Origin of the sequence: Streptomyces sp. CB02959, from assembly GCF_002803155.1 — a bacterium.
GTDB lineage: Bacteria > Actinomycetota > Actinomycetes > Streptomycetales > Streptomycetaceae > Streptomyces.
Genome location: NZ_NNBP01000008.1, coordinates 197,158 through 218,880 on the forward strand (window position 1 = coordinate 197,158; position 21,723 = coordinate 218,880).

Below are 21,723 nucleotides of genomic sequence, written 5' to 3' on the forward strand. Positions count from 1 at the left end.
CCGCCGACCGGCCGGCCGCGCGGCTCAGGGGATCCAGCCGGCGTCCTCGGCGATCCGCATGGCGTCGATCCGGTTGCGGGCGTTGAGCTTGCTGACGATGGCCGTCAGATAGTTGCGGACCGTGCCCTTCGAGAGGTACAGCAGGCCCGCGATCTCGGCGGCGTCGGCGCCCTGGGCGGCCAGCCGCAGTACCTCCAGCTCGCGCGGCGAGAGCGGGCTCTCCTGGGAGTCCCAGGCGGTCAGGGCGAGTTGCGGATCGATCACCCGGCGGCCGGCGGCGACCCCGCGGACCGCCTCGGCGAGCTGGTCGGGCGGGGCGTCCTTGAGGAGGAAGCCGGAGACCCGCGCGGTCAGCGCCCGGCGCAGGGTGCCGGGTCGGCCGAGGCTGGTGAGGATCAGGGTGTGGCAGCCGGGCAGTTCCTCGTGGAGCTGGGCGGCGGCGGTGAGGCCGCTGATGCCGGGCAGGTCGATGTCGATGACGGCGACGTCGGGCCGGTGTTCCAGCGCGGCGGGGAGGATGGCGTCCCCGCGGTCGACGGCGGCCACGACCGAGAGGTCAGGCTCCAGTTCGAGCAGAGCCACGAGGGCGCCGCGGATCATGTGAACGTCTTCCGCGAGCAGAACCTTGAGTTCTAACATCGCTGCGATTCCCCCTGTCCGTCCAGGTGTCCGGATTCCGCTCCGGACCGATCTCCGGGCTGCTGTCCGTGGTGCTGTTCATTGTGCGGGGAGGTTTCCTTTCCTGGGTGCGCGGCATCCGGCCGTCGCAGCGGCGTCTGCGGGGCCGTGGCGACGAGTCGGAAGCGGCCGCCGTCCACGGGGCCGGCGGCCAGGCGGCCGCCGATCTCGGTGAGACGGGTGGACAGGTTGCCCAGCCCGCTGCCGTCGTTGAGCTCCTCGCGGGACGAAAGCCGTTCCGGGACACCGTCGTTGACCAGCGTCAACCGGACCGTTCCGGCCACGTCCGGGGTGTCCGCCGGGTCCGCGTCGTCGTCCTCGTAGGCCACCGTGATCCAGCAGTGCTGGACCTTGCTGTGCCGGAGGATGTTGGTGACGCCCTCGCGCAGGGCGGTGGCCAGGACCGTGCCGACGACCGGGTGCAGCCGGCCGCCGCCGACCGAGACCTCCGCCTCGATGCCCGCCGCGGCCAGCATCGACTCCGCGGAGGCGACTTCGGCCTCCAGGGACATCTCGCGGTAGCCGCTGGCGACGACGCGGACGTCCGACAGTGCCTGGCGGGAGATCTCCAGGATCGAGGTGATCTCCTCGCGGGCCTGGGCGGGGCGGACCAGTACCAGGCGGTGGGTCAGTTCGCTCTTGAGCGTGATCGCGGAGAGGCTGTAGCCGAGGAGGTCGTGCAGGTCGCGGGCGAAGCGCAGCCGTTCGTTGGCGACGGCCAGGTGCGCGAGTTCGCTGCGGGCCGCGTGCACTTCCTGGACGAGGTCGGTGAGGCGGGACAGCCCGAAGATGACCAGACCCGTCAGCACGCTGGCGATGGTGAAGTAGCAGACGTCCAGGACGGACAGGCCCAGGGTGAGCGAGTAGGTCAGCATGCTGACGCAGACCAGGGCGTACAGCAACCAGCCCAGGAGCCCCGGCAACATGAGCAGAATCGATCCTGCCAACGGTCCGGCCATACTGCCCCAGTTGATCCCGAACCAGAGGAAGGGGAGGTAGGTCAACAGCGCCTGGAGGCCCAGGGTGAACGCCTTGCGGCGGGGCGGCCAGTGGCGGGAGGCCGGGGCGGAGTGCACGAACTGAACGGTGAAGACGGCGGCGACCGAGGCGAGGCAGGCCAGCGTCTCCCCGGGCCGGGGATGGCCGCGCAGCACGTTCAGCAGGGTCACCGCGCCGTAGCCGACCAGCACGGTGACGGTGACGGCCCGGGCCAGGCGGGGTGGCGGGATGTGCCGCTCGGGCAGCCGCTGGCCCGGCCGGCCGGGGGTCGCGCCGGCCGGTTCCCCGTCCTGGTCCTCGTCTCCGGCGAAGGGCGTCGGCATGCGTAAACGGGCCACCCTCGGATCCCCCTTCACGGCCTGCGGCGGAGTGGTCGCCTGAATCTATCTCCTGAAGGCGTACGAGAGGATGTCGGTTCGTCAGATATGTGTTCGGAGTGCCCCATCTCGGTTGCCCCCGAGCGCCGATCGCAGGGCGTGGCGGTGCGGCGGTGTGGCGGTGTGGCGGCGTTCCCCCCGAACCTCGCGGCTAGATGAACATCGGGACCGGGTTCAACCGCGCGTAGGCGGTGGGGCGGTCGGTCCGGCCCAGTGCCGCCGGGACGTCGAAGAGCCGGCCCGGGGCGAACCTGGCCCAGAAGTGCCGCAACCCGGGCACCAGCACCTTCACCACCGGGAGGCCGATGTCGGGCCGGGTCTGGTCGAGGACCAGCAGCTCCATGCCGTGCGCGCGGACCAGGTCCTCGATCGCGTCGAGGTCGTCGCGCAGGTCCGGGCGCGGGGTGTAGCCGTACCCGCCGGGGGTGCGCGGGGTCTGTGCCGGGTCCGGCAGCAGGTAGGGCTGGCCGGCGGTGGTGGCACCGGACCACCAGGCGCGCAGCTCGCGTTCGGTCGCCGACGGGGTGCTGCCGGGTACGGGGGCGTCCACGACCGTGGGCAGCAGCTGGCCCATCTCGGTCAGCGCCCGGCGCAGCGCCAGCCGTGGGTCGAAATGCGCACCGAAACCGAACGCGATCTCCTCGGCCGGGCCGTCGGTGCGCCGGGACAGCGCGGCCATGACGGGGATGCCGAGGTCGGAGGTGAGGTCCAGGACCCAGACGCGGCGGTGCAGCCGGCCGTAGACCTCGGTCAGTGCGCTGATCCAGGGCTCGTCGAACGCGCCGAGGCCGACCGCCGGTTGACGGGTGCGGTTGTACCACCACAGGGCCACCGCGTCGCGTTCGACCAGCTCCAGGAAGCCCTGGACGACCGCGTCCTCCAGGCTGGCGCCCGCCGCGTTGCCGTTGGAGTCGGCCCAGGGCAGATCGGGGGGAGCGTCGACGCAGTGCGGGGAGTAGTAGAGCATCGAGGTCGGCAGCAGGCGGTGGGTGCGACCGGTGACCGACCAGACCGGCGTCCACTCCGTGGGGCGGTCCGGATCGAAGGGCGGGCAGACCTGCTGGAAGGCGGAGTGCCGGGCGTTCCACCGCGTACGGTCCCGGAACTGGCGGGCGTCGAAGAGCTGGCAGTCGTTGGGGTGCAGCGCGGCCGCGCCGAGGCCGGTCAGGGTGTCGCGGACGGTCGGCTCGTCGCCCTGGCGGGTGCCGCTGTACCGCTCGACCGCCTCGCACAACGCGCTGACCTCGGCCTCGACGCGGGTCACGCCCTTGCCGCCGCTCCGGCTGCGCAGCGAGCTGCGGACCCCGGCGAGGCTGCGGCCGGTGAGCGCCAGATTGTGCCCGGAGACATAGCAGTTGATGCCGTCGGGGGTGCGCTCGTCGGGCCGGTTCTCGGCGACGATGCCGGTCACCGGGCCGATGAGGTGGCGGTGGCGGTCGAGCACCTCCTCGGGGCGCAGCGCGCGGTGGTTGCCGCCGCCGTCCACCTTGGGGCGGGAGGTGAGGGCGAGCGGGCGCCGCAGCCGGGCGCCGAGCAGCCCCGGGTCGCCGCAGTCGGGGCACTGCGGGCGGCGGGTGACCTGGTGGTGGTCGGTGCGCAGGGTCAGGGTGTCCAGCGCGCACACCGCGTGCTGGCCGTCGGTCCGCACCCCGGCCAGCCACTTCGCGGCCTCCAGCGTGGCGGTGTGCAGGGCCATCGCCCGGCCCGCCGCCAGCGACGCCTCGGGGACGGCGACCGGTCCCGCGCAGCCGAGCGCCCGCTGCACGGGGGCCTCGGCGGCGCGATGGCCGCGCAATCGGTGCGCCAGACACGACCAGCACGGGCCGTCGGGGGCGCCGAAGACCGGGCCCACCCACGGGTTCGGGCCGCACGGTTTGGCCAGCAGCCAGGGGCGGCCGGCCAGCCGGTGGGCGGCGTCGATGCCGCGCAGGCCCGGGTGCAGGTAGTCGTCGCACAGTACGAGGGAGAGACCGGCGCACTGTTCGGCACCGGGGGCGACGAGGGTCAGGCCGGAGGCGAGGCAGGCGGCGCGGGCCGCACCGAGGTCGGCCCGGCCCAGGGCCAGCAGGGCCACGGGGGTGCCGGCCACCCCGCGGCCTGCGGTGTCGCCGTGCAGGCCCAGCAGGTCCCAGTAGGCCAGGGCGGCCGCGTCGCAGGTCTCCTCGGCGGCCGGGTCGCGGTAGCCGACCAGACCCGACCGGGCGAGCCGGCCGATGACCCGGCCGGCCTCCAGCGCCGGCATCGCGGCGGACGCCTCGCGCAGCAGGTCGGGCAGGGTGCGGGTGCCGTCGAGCAGCCGGGCCAGCTCGGCCATGTGCGGGCTGCGCAGCGCCGTCACGCCCTGCTCGGAGCGGAGGTAGACGGCCTCGCCGGCGACGATGTCGGTCCGCAGGTGGCGCTTGAAGCCGACCCGGGGCCCGTCGGCGGCCGTCAACATGCGACCGGCCCGGCGGTGGCGAGCGCGGCGGTGAGCGGGGTGCCGTCCCCGTGGTCCGCGGTGAACTCGGCGTACTCGGCAAACTCGCTGTACTCGGTGTACTCGGTGTACTCGGAGAAGTTGCCGGTGATGCAGACGTTGCTGGCGGACAGCGCGCCGGCCGGTGCCGGCCGGTCCAGGTCCTCGATCACCAGGCCCGCGCAGAGCGCCGGCAGCTCCGCCGGGGCGTGCTCCGCCAGGCCGAACTCGGCCAGTACCGCCACCGGGTCGGCGCCGAACCGCGCGCCCAGCTCCGCTTCCAGTCCGCTGCGCGCGGCCAGTACCGCGAAACGCCAGTCCTGCGAGGTGTAGCCGGCCGTAGAGCTCATCGGTGGATCCCCCTGTGTCGAATGAGACGGATGCGCCGGGCGCGCCACGTGAGCCGGGCGCGCCGGACGTACGGTGGCTGTGCGGTGGTGCCCGTGCAGATCGTGCGCGAGCCGTGGGGCGGTGGCCACGGGGCCGATCCGGGATGCGGTGTGCGGCCGTCGCCGTGGAGCCGTTGGGGAAGGATTCTGCGGAGGCCCCCCGGGTGCGGACAGTGCCGGGCTCACCTCTCCGGCATGAAAAATTCACGCCCGCCCTCGTGTGCCGCTCACTGGGCCCGCGACCTCCGGTAATGCGACTCTCCGGGCATGCTCCGCTAAGCCCCGCGCTGCCGGGGACGACGAAGGGGGAGAGCTGGAAGTGGACATCACACTGCTGGGGCCGCTCGCGGCCCACGAGCGCGGCGCCTGCGTGGTCCCGACCGCGGGCAAACCGCGCCAGGTACTCGCACTGCTGGCGCTGAACGCCGACCGCATGGTGACCGTGTCGACGCTGATGGAGGAGATCTGGGGCCAGGCAGTGCCGCGCAGCGCGGCCACCACCCTGCAGACGTACATCCTCCAGCTCCGCCGGCTGATCAGCGCCGCGCTGGCCGGCGATCCGTCCCGGGAGGCCAAGGACGTGCTGGTCACCCAGCACGGCGGCTACCTGCTGCGGGTCCGGCCCGGCACGGTCGACACCCAGGAGTTCGGCCGGCTCGCCGCCCACGGCCGGGCCGCCTTCGAGGCCGGCGACCACGCCGACGCCGCCGAGGTGCTGCGCCGGGCCCTCGACCTGTGGCGCGGCCCCGCACTGGTCGACGTCCGCGCCGGCAGCGTCCTCGAACTGGAAGTGCTGCGGATGGACGAGGACCGGCTGGCCGTCCAGGAACTGTGCATCGAGGCCAACCTGCGGCTCGGCCGGCACGCCGAACTGGTCCCGGAACTCCGGGTCCTGATGGCCCGTCACCCGATGCACGAGAGCTTCTGCGCCCAGCTGATGATCGCGCACTACCGCTCCGGCAGCGCCTGGCGGTCTCTGGAGGCGTACCAGCGGCTGCGCGCCGGACTGGTGGAGGAACTGGGACTGGAGCCCTCGGCCCGGCTCCAGCGGATACAGCGCGCCGTCCTCGCCGGGGACCGGGGACTGGAGGCGCTTCCGGCGGGACTCAAGTCGCCCTCGACGCGCGGTTTCTAGCGTGGTCGCGGACCTGAAGCCTGCGACCGGAGAGCCGACATGCGGATACTCGTCTGCTGCACCCACGCCGTCAGCCATGTCTTCCCGACCGTGAGTCTGGCCTGGGCCCTGCGGGCCGCCGGCCACGAAGTGGCGTACGCGGCCGCGCAGGACGGCCTGATCGCCCGTTCGGCCGGCTTCCCGGTCGTCGACGTCCTGCCGCATCTGACGATGGCCGAGCTGTTCGGCAAGTTCGCGCAGGAGCGCCCCGACCTGATGCGGGAGATCGAGAAGGGCATCCCCGACCTCAAGGGCGCGGTGCCCGGATTCGCCTACCTCTGCTCGCAGTTGACCGACGGCACGGTCGCCGCCGCCGAGGCGTTCCGGCCGGATCTGATCCTGCACTCGGAGATGAACGGCGCCGCCCTGATCGCCGCCGCCAAGCTGGGCGTCCCCGCCGTCGAGCAGGGCTTCGGCTTCGCCGACGCCACCGGCATCCCGGAACTGCTCGCCGAGCACATGGCCGACGCCGCGGACCGGCACGGTGTCACCGGACTGCCCGAGCGACGCGCCACCATCGAGGTGACCCCGCCCAGCATGGCGGCCGGCAGCGACGGCTGGACGATGCGCTGCGTGCCCTACAACGGCGGCGGAGTGCTGCCGGAGTGGCTCACCCGGCGGCCCGAACGGCCCCGGATCGGCGTCACGTTCGGCACCGTGTCGTCCCTGACGAACGGGCTCGGCCCGCTCCAGCAGGTGATCGAGGCCGCGCCGGAGTTCGACGCGGAGTTCGTCTGCGCGCTCACCGAGGCCGAGATCGAGGGCCTGGGCACCCTGCCGGACAACGTCCGCACCGCGAGCTGGCTGCCGCTCAACGCCCTGCTGGACACCTGCACCGCCGCCCTCCACCACGGCGGCGCCGCCAGCACCCTGACCGCGCTGCACACCGGACTCCCGCAGGTCGCCCTGCCCGGCGGCGGCTACCGCAGCATCTACGCGAACGCCATGGCCCGCCGCGGCGTCGGCCTGGTCTCGCCGTCGAGCGGCCTGGACACCGCGCTGATCGGGCGGCTCCTCACGGACCGGTCGCTGTACGAGGCGGCGGACGAGGTGCGCGCCGAGATCGCCGCCATGCCCAGCCCCGCCGAACTCGTCCCGCGCCTGGTCGACCTGGCCGGCGCCTGACCCGGGCCGGCACCCGCACCCACCGACACCGGACCGTCCGCCGCACCACCCACCGGACCGTCCACCCGACCACCGGACGGTCCATCCGACCACCGGGCCATCCGCCGGACCACCGGACGGTCCATCCGACCACCGGGCCATCCGCCGGACCACCGGACGGTCCACCCGACCCCCGGACCACCCGTCGGACCATCACGGACAGAAAGAGGGGACATCGTGGCCGATCAGCGCCACCCGAAGCGGTGGTGGATTCTCGCCGTCATCTGCATCTCCGTACTCACCGCGGTACTCGACAACACCGTGCTCAACGTCGCCATCCCGTCGATGTCGTCCGAGCTCGGCGCCACCACCACCCAGCTCCAGTGGATCCTCAACGCCTACTCGCTCGTCCAGGCCGGGCTGCTGGTCGCGGCCGGCGGCCTCGGTGACCGCTACGGCCGCAAACGGGCGCTGGCCGGTGGCCTCGCCCTGTTCGGCGCCGGCTCGCTGGGCGCGGCGCTGTCCGGCACCGCGACGCAACTGATCGCCTCCCGTGCGGTGATGGGCGTCGGCGCGGCCTTCCTGATGGCCAGCTCGCTGGCCGTCCTGGTGCGGGTCTTCGACGACGCCGAGCGGCCCAAGGCGTTCGGCGCCTGGGCGGCCACCGCCGCCCTGGGCATCGCCATCGGCCCGCTGGTCGGCGGCTTCCTGCTGGCCAACTTCTGGTGGGGCTCGGTCTTCCTGGTCAACGTGCCGATCGCGCTGCTGGGGGCGATCGCGGTGTCGGTGCTGGTGCCCGAGACCCGCGATCCGGAGGGCGAGCGGCCCGACCTGCTCGGCGGCCTGCTGTCGATCGTGGCGACCGTCGGCCTGCTGTACGCGGTGACCGCCATCCCCGAGTACGGCTGGACCTCCGCGCAGGTCCTGCTGTCGGCGCTGGTCGGCGCGGCGGCCGCGGTCGGCTTCGCCGTCTGGTCGCGGAAGGCGGCCTACCCGATGCTGGACGTGGCGCTCTTCCGCGACCCGCGGTTCAGCGGTGCGGTGGCCGGCGGGGTGCTGGCCGCGCTCGGCATGGGCGGTGCGCTCTTCCTGCTCACCCAGCACCTCCAACTGGTGCTGGGCTACAGCGCGTTGGAGGCCGGGCTGCGGGTGGCGCCGATGGCCGTCTCGGTGTTCGTGTGCAGCAGCGTGGTCAGCCCCAAGGTGATCGCGGGCCTCGGCGCGCCGCGCACCGCGGCGGCCGGCCTCGCGGTCTCGGGCGTCGGGCTCGCGGTCCTCGCCTGGGTCGCCGCGGACGGTATCGGCTACGCCGGGATGCTGCTGGCCCTCGTCCTGATCGGCGCCGGCCTCGGCATCGCCATCCCGGTCACCGCCAACGCGTTGATGGGCGCCATCCCGCCGGAGCGGGCCGGCACCGGGTCGGGCGTCAACAGCGCCCTCCAGGAGCTCGGCACCGGCCTCGGCGTCGCGGTGCTCGGCGCGATCCTGATGGGCCGCTTCGTGTCCCTCGTGCCGTCCTCGGTGTCCGCCGCGGCGGACCGCTCGCTGCCGGCGGCTCTGGACGCCGCACACCGCCGGGGCGACGGCGGGGTCCTGGCGCAGGTGCAGCACGCCTTCACCTCCGGGATGTCGCTGAGCCTGCTGGTCGCCGCCGCGGCACTGCTGGTCGGCGGGGCGCTGGCCGGGCTGCTGATCGGACGGCAACCCGGTACGGCCGGGGCGCCCGGTACGGCCGAGGCACCCGGTGCCGCCACCCTCGGCGGCCCGGCCCAGGACGCTCCCGCCTCGGCGGTCTGAGGAGGCCGACATGCTGACGACAGGCGGCCGGCTCGCGGAGCGGCCACCGGCAACGGCGCGCGCCGGCCGGGCCAAGCGCACCGTCACGGACCTGGCCGTATTCGGCGGGCCGGCCGCCTTCCGGGAGGAGCTGAGCGTCGGCCGCCCCACCATCGGCGACCGCGCCCGGCTCCTCGCCCGGATCGGCGAGGCACTGGACCGGCGGTGGCTCAGCAACGACGGGCCGCTGGTCCGGGAGTTCGAACGACGGGTCGCCCGGGTCGCCGGCGTCCGGCACGCGGTGGCCACCAACAACGCCACCATCGGACTCCAACTCGCCATCCGCGCGGCGGAGTTGACGGGCGAGGTGATCGTGCCCGCGATGACCTTCGCGGCCACCGCGCACGCGGTCCGCTGGCTCGGCCTCGACCCGGTCTTCTGCGACGTCGACCCGGCCACCGGCAACCTCTCCCCGGCCGCCGTCGAAGCCGTCCTCACCCCGCGCACCACCGGCATCATCGGCGTGCACCTGTGGGGACGGCCCTGCCCGGTGCGGGAACTGGAGTCGCTCGCCGCGGCCCGCGGACTGACCCTGCTGTTCGACTCGGCGCACGCCATCGGCGTCACCAGCGCCGGCCGGCCGGTCGGCGGCTTCGGCAGCGCCGAGGTCTTCAGCTTCCACGCCACCAAGGTCGTCAACGCCTTCGAGGGCGGCGCCGTCCTCACCGACGACGACGCCCTGGCCGAACGGGTCCGCAGCCTGCGCAACTTCGGCTTCGACGACGCCCGCGAGGTCCAGTGGGCGGGCACCAACGGCAAGATGGCCGAGAGCTCCGCCGCGATGGGCCTGACCTCCCTGGAGGCGATGCCCCGCACCGTGGCCCACAACCGGATGCTGCACCACGCCTACCGGGCCGGGCTGGCCGGCGTCCCCGCGCTGCGGCTGGCCGGCTTCGATGAGCGGGAGACCAACAACTACCAGTACGCGATCGTCGAGGCCGACCCGGCCTGCGGCCTGGGCCCGGACGACCTGCTGGAGGTGCTGCGCGCCGAAGGCGTCATCGGCCGCCGCTACTTCGCGCCCGGCTGCCACCAGATGCGCCCCTACCGCACGCCCGACGCCGCGGTGCCGGTCCTCCCGCACACCGAGGCCCTGGCGGCGAAGGTCCTGGCCCTCCCCACGGGGACCCAACTCGGCCCGGACGACGCCCGGGTGATCTGCGACATCCTGCGCGTCGCGGTGGACCACGGGCCGCTGACCGCCCACCGGGTCCGCGAGCGGCGCGCGGCCGCCACCCCGGCGCACGCCCCCGACGGACACCCCCGATGAGTGAGGAACCGGACATGGCACTGGACTCGACCCGTGTGGCCGCGACGGAACTGGAGACGGTCGTCGGGGCGCGGCTGCCCGAGGGGGAACGGGCCGCCGCCGGCCGGCTGGCCGCGCTCGCCCAGTTCTACATCGACGACCCCTTCACCCACCTGGAGACCGCCCGCGCCCGCCTCGGCCTGGACCGCACGGAGTTCGCCCGGCACCTGGAACTCTTCGACTCCGTACCGGAGTTGCGACGGGCCGTCACCCAGGGGCCGACCGGCAAGTACTGGGACAACACCTTCCTGCCGCTGGAGGCGTCCGGCGCGATCGACGCGGTCCTCGCAGGCCGCACCGCCTTCCCGCACCGGGTCGGCCTCTACCCCGGCCCGACCTGCATGTTCCGGTGCAGCTTCTGCATCCGCGTCACCGGCGCCCGCTACGAGGCCCGGTCCGTGACGCCCGGCAACGAGATGTTCGCCGCGCTGATCGACGAGGCCCCCACCGACGACCCCTACCGCTTCTACCTCTCCGGCGGCCTGGAGCCGCTGACCAACCCCGGCCTGGGCGAACTGATCACCCACGCCGCCGGACGCGGCTTCAGACTCTCCTGCTACAGCAACTCCTTCGCCCTCACCGAGCAGGCCCTCACGCGCCAGCCCGGCCTGTGGGACCTGCACGCCCTGCGCACCTCCCTCTACGGCACCGACGAGGCCGAATACCAGGCCACCACCACCAAGAAGGGCGCCTACGAGCGGGTCAAGAACAACATCAAGAACCTGCTCCGGATGCGACGGGACCGCGGCTCGGACCTCCGCGTCGGCTTCAACTACGTCGTCCTGCCCGGCCAGGTCGCCCGCCTGCACCGCCTGATCGACCTGTTCGCCGAGATCAACGAGGCCGCCCCGGACCGCCCGGTCGACTTCCTCACCCTGCGCGAGGACTACAGCGGCGAGCCCGACGGACGGATCAGCCCCGCCGAGCGCGCCGAACTCCAGGAAACCCTGCTGGCCTTCGAGGAGTACGCCGCCCGCCGCACCCCGACCCTCAACGTCGACTACGGCTACGCCCTCAACAGCCTCCGCCAGGGCAAGGAGACCAAGCTGCTGCGGATCACCCCGCAGACCATGCGGCCGGCCGCCCACCCGCAGGTCGCCGTCCAGGTGGACGTCCTCGGCGACGTCTACCTCTACCGGGAGGCCGGCTTCCCCGGACTCCCCGGGGCGGACCGCTACATCGCCGGCCGGGTCACCCCGCAGACCGGGCTGCGCGAGGTGATCGGCAAGTACCTCGCCGAGGACCCGCACATCGTCCCCGCCCAGGGCGACGAGTTCTTCCTGGACGGCTTCGACCAGGCGGTGACCGCCCGGCTCAGCCAACTGGAGGCCGACACCGGCGCCGGCTGGGCCGCCCACCGCGGACTGCTGCACCACACCGGCCCCGTGGCCTCGGCCGAGGAACGCCGCTGACCCCACCGACGACCACGGCACAGACGAGGAGAAGCACAGTGAGCCTGACCGCGACCGGCAACTTCCGCGGCGAGACCTGGGAGGAGACCCCGTACGACGAGGCCGAGGGGGCACGCCTGACCCGCACCAGCCTGACCAAGAAGTTCTGGGGCGAACTGGACGGCGCCAGCACCGGCGAGATGCTGATGGCCAAGGGGCAGGTGGAGACCTCCGCCGCCTACGTCGGCTTCGAACGCTTCACCGGCCGAGTCCACGACCGCACTGGCACCTTCGTGCTGCGGCACAGCGCCCGCGCCACCGCCGCCGGCCGGGAGGCGCAGATCGACATCCTGCCCGACTCCGGCACCGGCGAACTGCGCGGCATCCGCGGGACCGGCCGGGTCCTCGACGCGGCCGACGGCAGCCACCCCTTCGTCCTGACCTACGACTTCGCCGGCCCCGCCCCCGACGGGTCGGACGGATGACCTCCGCGCCGGTGGCCTTCGACGCGGCCGCCGAACGGTACGACACCGCGCTCGGCGGGCTGCCGCACGGCCGCCGGATCGCCGACGCGCTGGAGCCGTGGCTGGCCCCCGGCGCGGTCTTCGAACCGGGCGTCGGCACCGGCCTGGTGGCCGCCGCGTTCGCCGAACGCGGCCGGACCGTCGCCGGGGTCGACCTCTCGGTGCCGATGCTGGCCCGCGCCCGGCAGCGGCTCGGCGACGTGGTCGCGGTCGGCGACGCCCGGGCGCTGCCGCTGGCCGACGCCACCGTGGACAACGTCGTCCTGGTCAACGTCCTGCACCTGACCGGGGACGTGGCCGGCACCCTCGCCGAGGCGGTGCGGGTGCTGCGCCCCGGCGGGCGGCTGGTCGCGCTGCACGGCCGCCCGGAACCGGAACCCACCGACCTGATGGCCGCGGCCGCCGGGCTCGACGTCCTCCAGCGCCGGCCCGACGGCCCGGTCGAGGTCGCCGCGGCGCTGCGCGCACGGGGCGCCGCGCTCGTCGTGCAGCGCCGGGCGGTCGAGCAGTGGGCCCGGATGTCGCCCCGGGACCTGGCCCGGGCGATCACCGGGCGGCAGTTCTCGTACCTGATGGGGCTGGGCGCGGCGCAGTGGGAGGAGGTGGTGGAACCGGTACTGGCGGCGGTGCGTGCGCTGCCCGGCCAGGACCGGGCGCGCGAACAGTGCTGGCGCTGTTGCGTGACGGTGGCCGAGAAGTGACCACGGCCGACCGGTGAAACGGGCCGGTCGAACGGTCCGGTGAAACGGAATACGGAAATACGCGCGAATTACCCGCGGTGCGAGTGTGGGAAGTCCGGGAATCCACCCGCCGCCAGGTATTCTGCCGGCCTGCCCAATTTCCTTCGCGGCCCTCGGATGCGGAAAATCGATGCGGCTTGACACGGCTTCGCCGCATCGTCGAGTATTCCCCAGGATTCCTGGGTTCCGGGATTCCTGGATTAGGGGATTCCGGAATTGCGGAATGCGTGAATTCCGGTCCGTTCCGGAACGTTGTGACAAGGAGAGCACGGATGAAGTTCGCGATCGTCATGCTGGAGAACACCGAGTCCAGGAAGCTGCTGGACGAGGACCACCTCGCCTACCGCAAGCAGATCGAGGGGTGGATGGGGGAGCAGGCGCAGGCCGGTACCCTCGTCGGAGGTGAGGCGTTCGAGACCGCCACGGTGGCTCCGGTGACGGTCCGCCGGTCCGCCGACGGCACCCGCGAGGCCGCCGAGGGCCCGTTCGCCGACGTCGACGAGACCCTCGGCGGGTTCATCCTCGTCGAGGCCGCCGACCGGGCCGCCGCCGTCGAGATCGCCAAGACCTGGCCGACGCCCGAAACGCTTGAGGTGCGGCCCGTCTGGGCGGCCGAATAGCCGACCGCATCGTCTGCGTCCCGCGGATGCGCCGGGTGCCGCGCCACCGCGCGGCCCCGGCTTCGCGGGCCGACCGGAGGAGAAGGACGTAAACGATGACCGAAAACGCAATTCTGGTGACCGGCGGCGCGGGATTCATCGGATCCCATTACGTCCGCACGCTCCTCACCGGCCCCGAAACGGCCGACGTGACCCTCACCGTGCTCGACAAGCTCACCTACGCCGGAAATCCGGCCAATCTCCGGCCGGTCGAGGACCACCCCCGCTACCGCTTCGTACGCGGCGACATCGCCGACGCCGCCCTGGTCGGCGAGCTGGTCGCGGCCCACGGCACCGTCGTGCACTTCGCCGCCGAATCGCACGTGGACCGCTCCATCAGCAGCGCCGGCGACTTCGTCCGCACCAACGTGCTCGGTACCCAGGTGCTCCTGGACGCCGCACTGCGGGCCGGCGGCCGCCGCTTCGTCCACGTCTCCACCGACGAGGTCTACGGCTCGGTGCCGACCGGCTCCTCCCTGGAGACCGACCGGCTCGACCCCAACTCGCCCTACGCGGCCTCCAAGGCGTCCAGCGACCTGCTCGCCCTCGCCTACCACCGCACCCACGGCCTGGACGTGCGGGTCACCCGCTGCTCCAACAACTACGGCCCGTACCAGTTCCCCGAGAAGGTCATCCCGCTGTTCATCACCCGCCTCCTGGACGGCGGCACCGTCCCCCTCTACGGCGACGGCCTCAACGTCCGCGACTGGCTGCACGTCGACGACCACGTCCAGGGCATCGAAGCGGTCCGCACCGCCGGCCGCCCCGGCGAGATCTACAACATCGGCGGCGGCACCGAACTGACCAACAAGGAACTGACCGGACTGCTGCTGGACGCCTGCGGCGCCGGCTGGGAGAGCGTCGAGTACGTCGCCGACCGGCAGGGCCACGACCGCCGCTACTCGGTCGACCACACCAAGATCGGCAAGGAGTTGGGGTACGCCCCGCGCCGCGACTTCACCACCGGCCTCGCCGAGACCGTCGCCTGGTACACCGCCCGCCGCGACTGGTGGCAGCCGCTGCTGCGGCGCGCCGCACTGCCGTGACCGGCCGCCCCGCCGGCTGGCTGGTGACCGGCGCGGGCGGCATGCTCGGCCGGGAGTGCCTGGCGGTCCTGCGGGCCGCCGGCCAGCAGGTCACCGGCCTGGACCGCACCGCCCTCGACGTCACCGACCCCGGCAGCGTGCACGCCGCCGTCCGGGCCCACCGCCCCGCCACCGTCCTCAACTGCGCCGCCTGGACGGCCGTCGACGCCGCCGAACGGCACGAGGCCCGGGCCCGGCGCATCAACGGCGACGGCCCCGCCCACCTCGCCGACGCCTGCCACCACCACGGCGCCCGGCTGCTCCACCTCTCCACCGAGTACGTCTTCCCCGGCGACGCCACCACGCCCTACGCCGAGGACGCCCCGACCGCCCCCGTCAACGCCTACGGCCGCGGCAAGCTCGCCGGGGAACGCGCCGTCCTCGCCCGGCTCCCCGACACCGGCTACGTCGTCCGCACCACCTGGCTGTACGCCGGCCACGGCCACAACTTCGTCCGCACCATGCGCCGCCTCCAAGCCGAACGCGACCACGTCGACGTCGTCGACGACCAGCACGGCCAGCCCACCTGGACCCGCGACCTGGCCCGGCAGCTGCTCCTGCTGGGCCGGGCCGCGCACACCGGCCGGGCGCCCGCCGGGATCTACCACGCCACCTCGACCGGCGCCACGACCTGGTACGGACTGGCCCGCGCGGTCTTCGCCCTCACCGGCGCCGACCCCGACCGGGTCCACCCGACCGGCACCGCCCGGCTCGCCCAGCCCGCGCCCCGGCCCGCCTACGGCGTCCTCGGCCACGACCGCTGGCGGGCCGCCGGACTCCCCGCCCTGCCCCACTGGCACGACGCGCTGGCCCGCTCACTGCACGGCACCGCCGGCTGAGCCCCGCAGGCCCGCGTACCACTCCCGGCACGCCGCGTACGACGGCAGCAGCCCGGCGCGCGCCGCCGCCGCGAGCGACGGCGCCCCGGCGTCCTTCGCCGACCGCACCGGCGCGACGTCGCCCGGCCAGGCGATGCCCAGCGCCGGATCGCACGGGTCCACCCCGAACTCCCGCCGCGGCGCGTACGGCGCCGAGCACAGGTACATCACCGTGCTGTCGTCCTCCAGCGCCATGAACGCATGCCCCAGGCCCTCCGCCAGATACACCGCGCGCCGGTTCCGGTCGTCCAACCGCACCGCCTCCCAGCGCCCGAACGTCGGCGACCCGGTGCGCACGTCGACCGCGACGTCCAGCACCGCGCCCCGCACGCACGTCACGTACTTGGCCTGGCCCGGCGGGAGTTGCGCGAAATGGACCCCGCGCACCACCCCGCGCCGGGACACCGACACGTTCGCCTGCGCCAGATGCAGCCCGTGCCCGGCCGCATCCCGCAACCCGGCCTCGGCGAAACACTCGTGGAAGGTGCCCCGCTCGTCCGGGAACACCCTCGGCTCCCACAGCCACACACCCTCGATCCCCAGCGGACGCACCCGCACCACCCCATTCCGACGGCAGCCGACCCGCCCAGCGTGCCGCCCGCCGGACGACCGCTGCTCAAGCGGAGGTCGAGCGCCCCCGCCCATCCTCGGAATCGCCCGCACATACGAAGACGGCGAGGGGGCCGGCCGTGCCGCAGCACCGGAACTTCATCGAGCTCGTGACCGCCCGGGCCGCCGAACGGCCCACCCAGGACGCCCTGGTCTTCCTGACCGAGGACGGCACCGGACTCACCCCGGAACGCCTCGGCTACGCGCAACTCGACCGTGCCGCCCGCGCGGTGGCCTGCTGGCTGCAACGCCACGGCGCCTCCGGCCGCCCGGTCGTCGTCGTCCAGAGCCAGGGCCCGCTGTTCGCCGCGGCCTTCCTCGGCTGCCTCTACGCCGGGGCGATGGCGGTCCCCGCCCCGCTGCCCGGCGGCGCCCGCCACAACGTCGACCGGCTGCTCGGGATCATCAAGGACACCGCCGCGCACTGCGTGCTCACCGACAGCGCCGGCGCCCCCGACATCTCCCGGCTGCTCGCCGCCCACGGCCAGGGCGGTCTGCCGTGCCTGGCCACCGACGCCATGGACCCCGAGGACGCCGACCCGGACGCCTGGTCCCACCCGGACGTCTCCGAGGACGACATCGCCTTCCTCCAGTACACCTCCGGGTCCACCAGCGACCCCAAGGGCGTGATGGTCTCCCACCGCAACCTGATGTCCAATCAGCTCGCCATCTCGCGGGCCCTGGGCACCCACCAGGAGACCCGGATGGGCAGCTGGCTCCCCTTCCACCACGACATGGGCCTCATCGGCCACCTGCTGCACCCGCTCTGGCTCGGCGGCACCGGCGTCCTGATGCCCGCCGCGACCTTCGTCCGCCGCCCCGTCCGCTGGCTCCAGGCCGTCACCGACCACGGCATCACCGCGGGCGGCGGCCCCAACTTCGCCTACGACCTGTGCCTGCGCCGGATCCGCGACGAGCAACTCGACGGCCTCGACCTCTCCCGCTGGGAACGGGCCGTCAACGGCGCCGAACCGGTCCGGGCCGACACCCTGCGCGCCTTCGCCCGCCGCTTCGGGCCCGTCGGGCTCCGCCCCCAGGCGTGCTACCCCTGCTACGGCATGGCCGAGGCCACCCTCATCGTCAGCGGCGCCACCCCCGGCGCCGGCACCGTCACCCGGACCGTGGACGCCGCGGCCCTGGAGGACCACCGCCTCACCGCCCCCGAGGACGGCCGCCCCACCCGCGAACTCGTCAGCAGCGGACGGCCCCAGGACATCGAGGTGTGCGTCGTGGACCCCGAGACCCGCCGGGCACTGCCTGACGGCCGGGTCGGCGAGATCTGGCTGCGCGGCGGCAGCGTCGCCCACGGCTACTGGAACCGGCCCGACGAGACCCAGGAGGTGTTCCGCTGCGCCCGCGCCGACGGCGAGGGCGGCTACCTCCGCACCGGCGACCTCGGCGCGCTCCACGACGGCGAGCTGTACGTCACCGGACGCCTCAAGGACATGCTGATCGTCTCCGGCCGCAACATCTACCCGCAGGACATCGAACGCACCGTCCAGAAGGTCAGCTCCCTCTTCGGCTGCTGCACCGTCTTCGGCGTCGGCGACGACCGCGACCACGTCGTGGTCGTCCAGGAACTCCGCGACCGCGGCACCTACGGCACCGACATGCCGGCCCTGGCCTCCGCCGTCCGCCAGCGCGTCACCACCGAATTCGAGGTCGGCGCCGACTGCGTACTGCTCGTCCCGCAGGGCACCGTGCGCCGCACCACCAGCGGCAAGGTCCAACGCGGGGCGATGCGCGCCCTCTTTCTCGCCGGCGAACTCCAGGCCCTGCACCGGGTCGCCGGCCCCGAACTGGACCGGCTGCTGGGCCCGCTCGCCCGCGACACCGACCGGCCCGCCGGCCAGCCCGGACAGAACTGAAGGGACGCCGCCGATGCCGCGCACCATGAGCCACCTGTGGACCCCGCCCGACGAGGACACCGCGCCCCGGCGCACCCCCGCCGAGCGCCTGGAGAGCTACCTCGGCGACCCCGAGGACCCCGCGGGCATGCTGTCCTACGCCCGCGCCGCCGCCGCCGACGCCACCGAGACCTTCCCCGCCGAAGCCTGCGCCCTGCTGGACCTGTGGGGACTGCCCGACCACTACGTCCCGGCCGAACACGGCGGCCGGCTCCGCAGCTACCAGGAGCTGCTGGGCCTGGTCCGCACCCTCGCCCGGCGCGACCTGACCGTCGCCGTCGCCCACGCCAAGACCTTCCTCGGCTCGGTCTGCGTCTGGGTCTCCGGCGACCGGGCGGCCGCCCGCCGGCTGGCCGACCGGGTGCACGCCGGGGACGCGGTCGCCCTGGGCCTGACCGAGCGCTACCACGGCAGCGATCTGATGGCCGGCGAGGTGACCGCCTGGCCGGTCGCCGCCGGCTACCTCCTCAACGGCGAGAAGTGGCTGATCAACAACGCCACCCGGGCCCGACTGGTCTGCCTCCTGGCCCGCACCGGACCGGACCCCGGCCCGCGCGCCTTCAGCATCCTGCTCGCCGACAAACGCGACCTGCCCGCCGCCTACCGCGAACTCCCCAAGGTCCCGACCCACGGCATCCGCGGCGCCGACATCAGCGGCATCACCTTCGACGACGCCGTGCTGCCCGCCCGCAGCCTGGTCGGTGACACCGGCGCCGGCGCCGAGATCGTCCTCAAGTCCCTCCAGATCTCCCGCACCCTGTGCCCGGCGCTGTCGCTCGGCGCCGCCGACCAGGGCCTCCGCCTCGCCGTCCGCTTCACCCGCGAACGCCGCCTCTACGGGCGCACCCTCGCCGAACTGCCGCTGACCCGCCGCACCCTGGGCGAGATCTACGCCGACCTGCTGGCCATGGAGGCGCTCAGCACCGTCGCCGCCCGCAGCATCCACCTGCTGCCGCAGGAACTCAGCCTGACCTCCGCCGTCGCCAAGTACCTGGTGCCCACCGTCGTCGACGACGTCCTCACCCGGCTCGGCGGCCTCCTCGGCGCCCGCTCCTACCTCACCGCCGAATTCGCCGACGGCCGCTTCCAGAAGACCGAGCGCGACCACCGCATCGTGGCCGTCTTCGACGGCAACACCATGGTCAACCTCTACGGCCTGATCTCCCAGTTCCGCGCCCTGGCCCGGCACCACCCGGCCACCCCCGACCGGCTGCCCGACCCGGCCCTCTACGACCCCGACGCCCCCCTGCCGCCGGCCCGCCTGGCGGACCTGGCACTGATCTCCCGGCACGGCAGCAGCATCCTCGGCGCGCTGCCCGACCACACCGCGGCGCTGACCGCCGCGGCCGCCGCCGACCCCGCCCTGGCCGGCGCCGCCCGCGCCGCCCACCGGCTCACCGCCCGCGCCGCCCGCCTGCTCACCGCGCTCCCCAAGGCCGCCCACACCGTCACCGGCACCCCGCCGGAGAGCTTCGACCGGGCCGCCGCCCTCGCCCTGTGCACGGCCGGCGCCGCCTGCCTCGGCGTCTGGCGCCACGCCCCCCGGATCGGCCGCCACTGGCCCGCCGCCATCTGGCTGGAACCCGCCCTGCACCGCCTGCTGGCCAGGCTGGACGCCACCGGCCCCACCGACCCCGCCACCGGGGACCGGACCGCCACCCGGGCCGCCGCGGACGACGCGGTCTTCGGCCCGCTCACCGACCGGCTGACCGACCAGTACCTCCGCGGCGAGGTCTTCTCACTGCTGCCGTCGACGACGGCCGAAGGAGCTCCCAGATGAACCTGTCATCGGCCCAGGGCACCCGCCCCCCTTCCGTATCGGAGGAGAGCGCCGTACGGGCCCGGATCGCCTCACTGGAGAAGCGCTTCGGCAGTCGGACCGACCTGGCCAACCCGCTGCGCGACACCGCGCTGCTGGACGCCGACGAGCGGGCCGAACTCCTGCCCGCGGCCGAGCGGATGCTCGCCGAGTACCGGCTCAACGCCGAGTTCGTGCCCACCGCCCTCGGCGGCCGGTTCGTGCAGGTCGACACCCTCGCCCGGGTGCTGCGCACGGTCTTCCGCCGGGACGGCGCGCTCGGCCTCGGCTACGGTGCCTCCTCCTTCCTCGCCGCGGTCGCCGTCTGGGCCGCCGGCACCCCCCGCCAGCAGCAGTGGACCGCCGACCTGCTGATGGGCGGCGGCCGGCTGGCCGTCGCCTACCACGAACTCGCCCACGGCAACGACTTCGTACGCAACGAGTTCCGCGCCGACCGGCACGAGAACGGCTACCTCCTCAACGGCCGCAAGGAGGTCATCAACAACGCCGAACGGGCCGAGGCCCTGGTGCTGTTCACCCGCACCAGCCCGGAGCCGGGCAGCCGCAGCCACTCCGTGCTGCTGGTCGACAAGGAACTCCTGCCGCCCAACGGGCTGGCGTACCTCCCGGCCTACCCCAGCGTCGGGATGCGCGGCTGCCAGCTCGGCGGCCTGGACTTCACCGACTGCCCGGTGCCCGGGGACGCCCTGGTCGGCGGCGAGGGCGACGGCGTCGAACTGGCCCTGCGCTCCTTCCAGCTGACCCGCAGCGCGGTGCCGTCGATGCTGCTCGGCGGCGCCGACTCCGCACTGCGCACCGTCGTCGGCTTCGCCCTGGACCGGCAGCTGCACTCCCGGCCCGTCCTGGACATCCCGCACGCCCGGTCCACCCTGGCCGGCGCCTTCCTCGACCTGCTGATCTGCGACAGCCTCGCGCTGGCCGCCACCCGCGCGGTGCACGTACTGCCCGCCGAGAGCAGCGTGCTGGCCGCGGTGGTGAAGTACCTGGTCCCGAAGATGCTGGGGGAGACCACCTACGACCTGTCCACCGTGCTCGGCGCCAGCTTCTACGTCCGCGACGGGCGCTACGGGATGTTCCAGAAGCACGTCCGCGACCTGCCGGTGATCAGCCTCGGGCACGCCGGGACCGCCGCCTGCCAGGCCACCATCATCCCGCAGCTGCCCCGCCTGGCCCGCCGCTCGTGGCTGCGCGACGGGCCGGCGCCGGCCGCACTGTTCCGGCCCTGCGAGGGCCTGCCGCCGGTCGACTTCCAGCGCCTGGCACTGGCCGGGCCCCGCGACTCGCTCGCCGCCTCCCTCGTCGCGCACGCCGACGCCCTCACCGCCCGCACCGACCTCGGCGCCTACCGGCCCGCCCTGACCACCCTCGCCGCCTCACTCGTGGCCGAACTCCACCGCCTGAAGGACGCCTGCGGCCGGCTCTCGCCCAAGGACCGCACGGCGCTGGCCAGTCCGCACGCCTACGCCCTCGCCGACCGCTACGCCCTGGTCCTGGCCGGCGCCGCCTGCCTGGGCGTCTGGCTGCACCACACGGTGCCCGCCGGCGGCCCCGGCCAGGCGTTCCTCGGCGATCCGGGCTGGCTCGCCGGGGCACTGCACCGGATCGCCCGGCGCCTGGGCCTGGACACCCCCGAACGCCCCGACGGGTGCGAGGCGCGGGTCGTCGAGGAGGTCCTGGCCCGCCACCGCGACGCCCGCAGCTACGACCTGTACGACACCCCGCTCGCCGACTGAACCGGACCCGGCCGCCCCGCGCGGCCCCCGCCCGGGTCCGCGAAGGGCCCCCGCTGC

At 74.1% G+C, this 21,723-nt stretch carries 18 protein-coding genes; 13 read left to right on the forward strand and 5 right to left on the reverse strand.

Annotated elements, in window-relative coordinates:
- Positions 1 to 24: 24 nt before the first annotated feature.
- The 4 genes from CG747_RS15715 to CG747_RS15730 form a co-directional block, all read right to left on the reverse strand.
- Positions 25 to 639 (reverse strand): DNA-binding response regulator, encoded by a 615-nt coding sequence (locus CG747_RS15715; protein ID WP_100602342.1) that lies wholly within the window; start codon positions 637 to 639, stop codon positions 25 to 27.
- The gene (locus CG747_RS15720) at positions 633 to 2,000 is read right to left on the reverse strand and encodes a histidine kinase (protein ID WP_100602343.1); all 1,368 of its coding nucleotides are present in this window, start codon (positions 1,998 to 2,000) and stop codon (positions 633 to 635) included. Before CG747_RS15720 ends, CG747_RS15715 begins: the two co-directional genes overlap by 7 nt.
- Before the next feature lie 205 nt (positions 2,001 to 2,205).
- The gene (locus tag CG747_RS15725) at positions 2,206 to 4,491 is read right to left on the reverse strand and encodes a TOMM precursor leader peptide-binding protein (RefSeq protein WP_100602344.1); all 2,286 of its coding nucleotides are present in this window, start codon (positions 4,489 to 4,491) and stop codon (positions 2,206 to 2,208) included.
- On the reverse strand, positions 4,485 to 4,859 hold the full coding sequence (locus tag CG747_RS15730; protein ID WP_100602345.1) for a hypothetical protein: 375 nt from the start codon (positions 4,857 to 4,859) through the stop codon (positions 4,485 to 4,487). The genes CG747_RS15725 and CG747_RS15730 overlap by 7 nt, the downstream gene beginning before the upstream one ends.
- A 358-nt stretch (positions 4,860 to 5,217) precedes the next feature.
- On the opposite strand from CG747_RS15730, the gene CG747_RS15735 reads away from it, so the two are divergent.
- The 10 genes from CG747_RS15735 (at position 5,218) to rfbD (ending at position 15,559) form a co-directional block, all read left to right on the forward strand.
- Complete coding sequence (locus tag CG747_RS15735) at positions 5,218 to 6,033, forward strand: AfsR/SARP family transcriptional regulator (protein WP_100602346.1); 816 nt, start codon at positions 5,218 to 5,220, stop codon at positions 6,031 to 6,033.
- A gap of 39 nt (positions 6,034 to 6,072) precedes the next feature.
- Positions 6,073 to 7,197: a nucleotide disphospho-sugar-binding domain-containing protein gene (locus tag CG747_RS15740; RefSeq protein ID WP_100602347.1), complete on the forward strand. Its 1,125-nt coding sequence runs from the start codon at positions 6,073 to 6,075 to the stop codon at positions 7,195 to 7,197.
- Positions 7,198 to 7,413: 216 nt separating this feature from the next.
- A complete protein-coding gene (locus CG747_RS15745) occupies positions 7,414 to 8,973 on the forward strand; it encodes an MFS transporter (RefSeq protein ID WP_257980438.1) in 1,560 nt (519 codons plus the stop codon).
- Between the two features lie 10 nt (positions 8,974 to 8,983).
- Complete coding sequence (locus CG747_RS15750; protein ID WP_100602349.1) at positions 8,984 to 10,282, forward strand: aminotransferase class I/II-fold pyridoxal phosphate-dependent enzyme; 1,299 nt, start codon at positions 8,984 to 8,986, stop codon at positions 10,280 to 10,282.
- Between the two features lie 14 nt (positions 10,283 to 10,296).
- Positions 10,297 to 11,733 carry a dTDP-4-amino-4,6-dideoxy-D-glucose ammonia-lyase gene (gene desII / locus CG747_RS15755; RefSeq protein ID WP_219621459.1) on the forward strand — a complete coding sequence of 479 codons (1,437 nt, stop codon included), beginning with the start codon at positions 10,297 to 10,299 and terminating at the stop codon, positions 11,731 to 11,733.
- Positions 11,734 to 11,771: 38 nt separating this feature from the next.
- Positions 11,772 to 12,197 carry a DUF3224 domain-containing protein gene (locus CG747_RS15760; RefSeq protein ID WP_180985553.1) on the forward strand — a complete coding sequence of 142 codons (426 nt, stop codon included), beginning with the start codon at positions 11,772 to 11,774 and terminating at the stop codon, positions 12,195 to 12,197.
- On the forward strand, positions 12,194 to 12,937 hold the full coding sequence (locus CG747_RS15765; RefSeq protein ID WP_100602351.1) for a class I SAM-dependent methyltransferase: 744 nt from the start codon (positions 12,194 to 12,196) through the stop codon (positions 12,935 to 12,937). Before CG747_RS15760 ends, CG747_RS15765 begins: the two co-directional genes overlap by 4 nt.
- A gap of 311 nt (positions 12,938 to 13,248) precedes the next feature.
- A complete protein-coding gene (locus tag CG747_RS15770) occupies positions 13,249 to 13,596 on the forward strand; it encodes a YciI family protein (RefSeq protein WP_100602352.1) in 348 nt (115 codons plus the stop codon).
- 95 nt (positions 13,597 to 13,691) lie between these two features.
- Positions 13,692 to 14,681 (forward strand): dTDP-glucose 4,6-dehydratase, encoded by a 990-nt coding sequence (gene rfbB / locus CG747_RS15775; protein ID WP_100602353.1) that lies wholly within the window; start codon positions 13,692 to 13,694, stop codon positions 14,679 to 14,681.
- Between the two features lie 41 nt (positions 14,682 to 14,722).
- Positions 14,723 to 15,559 carry a dTDP-4-dehydrorhamnose reductase gene (gene rfbD / locus CG747_RS15780; RefSeq protein WP_257980450.1) on the forward strand — a complete coding sequence of 279 codons (837 nt, stop codon included), beginning with the start codon at positions 14,723 to 14,725 and terminating at the stop codon, positions 15,557 to 15,559.
- Here the strand turns inward: rfbD and rfbC are convergent.
- Positions 15,536 to 16,150 carry a dTDP-4-dehydrorhamnose 3,5-epimerase gene (rfbC, locus tag CG747_RS15785; protein ID WP_100602427.1) on the reverse strand — a complete coding sequence of 205 codons (615 nt, stop codon included), beginning with the start codon at positions 16,148 to 16,150 and terminating at the stop codon, positions 15,536 to 15,538. The genes rfbD and rfbC overlap by 24 nt on opposite strands.
- 137 nt (positions 16,151 to 16,287) lie before the next feature.
- On the opposite strand from rfbC, the gene CG747_RS15790 reads away from it, so the two are divergent.
- From CG747_RS15790 to CG747_RS15800, 3 genes are read left to right on the forward strand one after another with little or no spacing between them, the layout of a single operon-like run.
- Positions 16,288 to 18,075 (forward strand): fatty acyl-AMP ligase, encoded by a 1,788-nt coding sequence (locus CG747_RS15790; protein WP_100602355.1) that lies wholly within the window; start codon positions 16,288 to 16,290, stop codon positions 18,073 to 18,075.
- Positions 18,076 to 18,088: 13 nt separating this feature from the next.
- Positions 18,089 to 19,894 carry an acyl-CoA dehydrogenase family protein gene (locus CG747_RS15795; RefSeq protein ID WP_257980439.1) on the forward strand — a complete coding sequence of 602 codons (1,806 nt, stop codon included), beginning with the start codon at positions 18,089 to 18,091 and terminating at the stop codon, positions 19,892 to 19,894.
- Positions 19,891 to 21,666: an acyl-CoA dehydrogenase family protein gene (locus tag CG747_RS15800; RefSeq protein WP_100602356.1), complete on the forward strand. Its 1,776-nt coding sequence runs from the start codon at positions 19,891 to 19,893 to the stop codon at positions 21,664 to 21,666. Before CG747_RS15795 ends, CG747_RS15800 begins: the two co-directional genes overlap by 4 nt.
- The last annotated feature ends 57 nt before the right edge of the window (positions 21,667 to 21,723 follow it).

Excerpts from the sequence above, each read along its gene's own strand:
- CG747_RS15715 (WP_100602342.1), bottom strand. The coding sequence starts at position 639 with ATGTTAGAACTCAAGGTTCTGCTCGCGGAAGACGTTCACATGATCCGC.
- CG747_RS15720 (WP_100602343.1), bottom strand. The coding sequence starts at position 2,000 with ATGCCGACGCCCTTCGCCGGAGACGAGGACCAGGACGGGGAACCGGCC.
- CG747_RS15725 (WP_100602344.1), bottom strand. The coding sequence starts at position 4,491 with ATGTTGACGGCCGCCGACGGGCCCCGGGTCGGCTTCAAGCGCCACCTG.
- CG747_RS15730 (WP_100602345.1), bottom strand. The coding sequence starts at position 4,859 with ATGAGCTCTACGGCCGGCTACACCTCGCAGGACTGGCGTTTCGCGGTA.
- CG747_RS15740 (WP_100602347.1), top strand. The coding sequence starts at position 6,073 with ATGCGGATACTCGTCTGCTGCACCCACGCCGTCAGCCATGTCTTCCCG.
- CG747_RS15750 (WP_100602349.1), top strand. The coding sequence starts at position 8,984 with ATGCTGACGACAGGCGGCCGGCTCGCGGAGCGGCCACCGGCAACGGCG.
- desII (WP_219621459.1), top strand. The coding sequence starts at position 10,297 with ATGGCACTGGACTCGACCCGTGTGGCCGCGACGGAACTGGAGACGGTC.
- CG747_RS15765 (WP_100602351.1), top strand. The coding sequence starts at position 12,194 with ATGACCTCCGCGCCGGTGGCCTTCGACGCGGCCGCCGAACGGTACGAC.
- CG747_RS15770 (WP_100602352.1), top strand. The coding sequence starts at position 13,249 with ATGAAGTTCGCGATCGTCATGCTGGAGAACACCGAGTCCAGGAAGCTG.
- rfbB (WP_100602353.1), top strand. The coding sequence starts at position 13,692 with ATGACCGAAAACGCAATTCTGGTGACCGGCGGCGCGGGATTCATCGGA.
- rfbD (WP_257980450.1), top strand. The coding sequence starts at position 14,723 with ATGCTCGGCCGGGAGTGCCTGGCGGTCCTGCGGGCCGCCGGCCAGCAG.
- CG747_RS15795 (WP_257980439.1), top strand. The coding sequence starts at position 18,089 with ATGCCGCGCACCATGAGCCACCTGTGGACCCCGCCCGACGAGGACACC.
- CG747_RS15800 (WP_100602356.1), top strand. The coding sequence starts at position 19,891 with ATGAACCTGTCATCGGCCCAGGGCACCCGCCCCCCTTCCGTATCGGAG.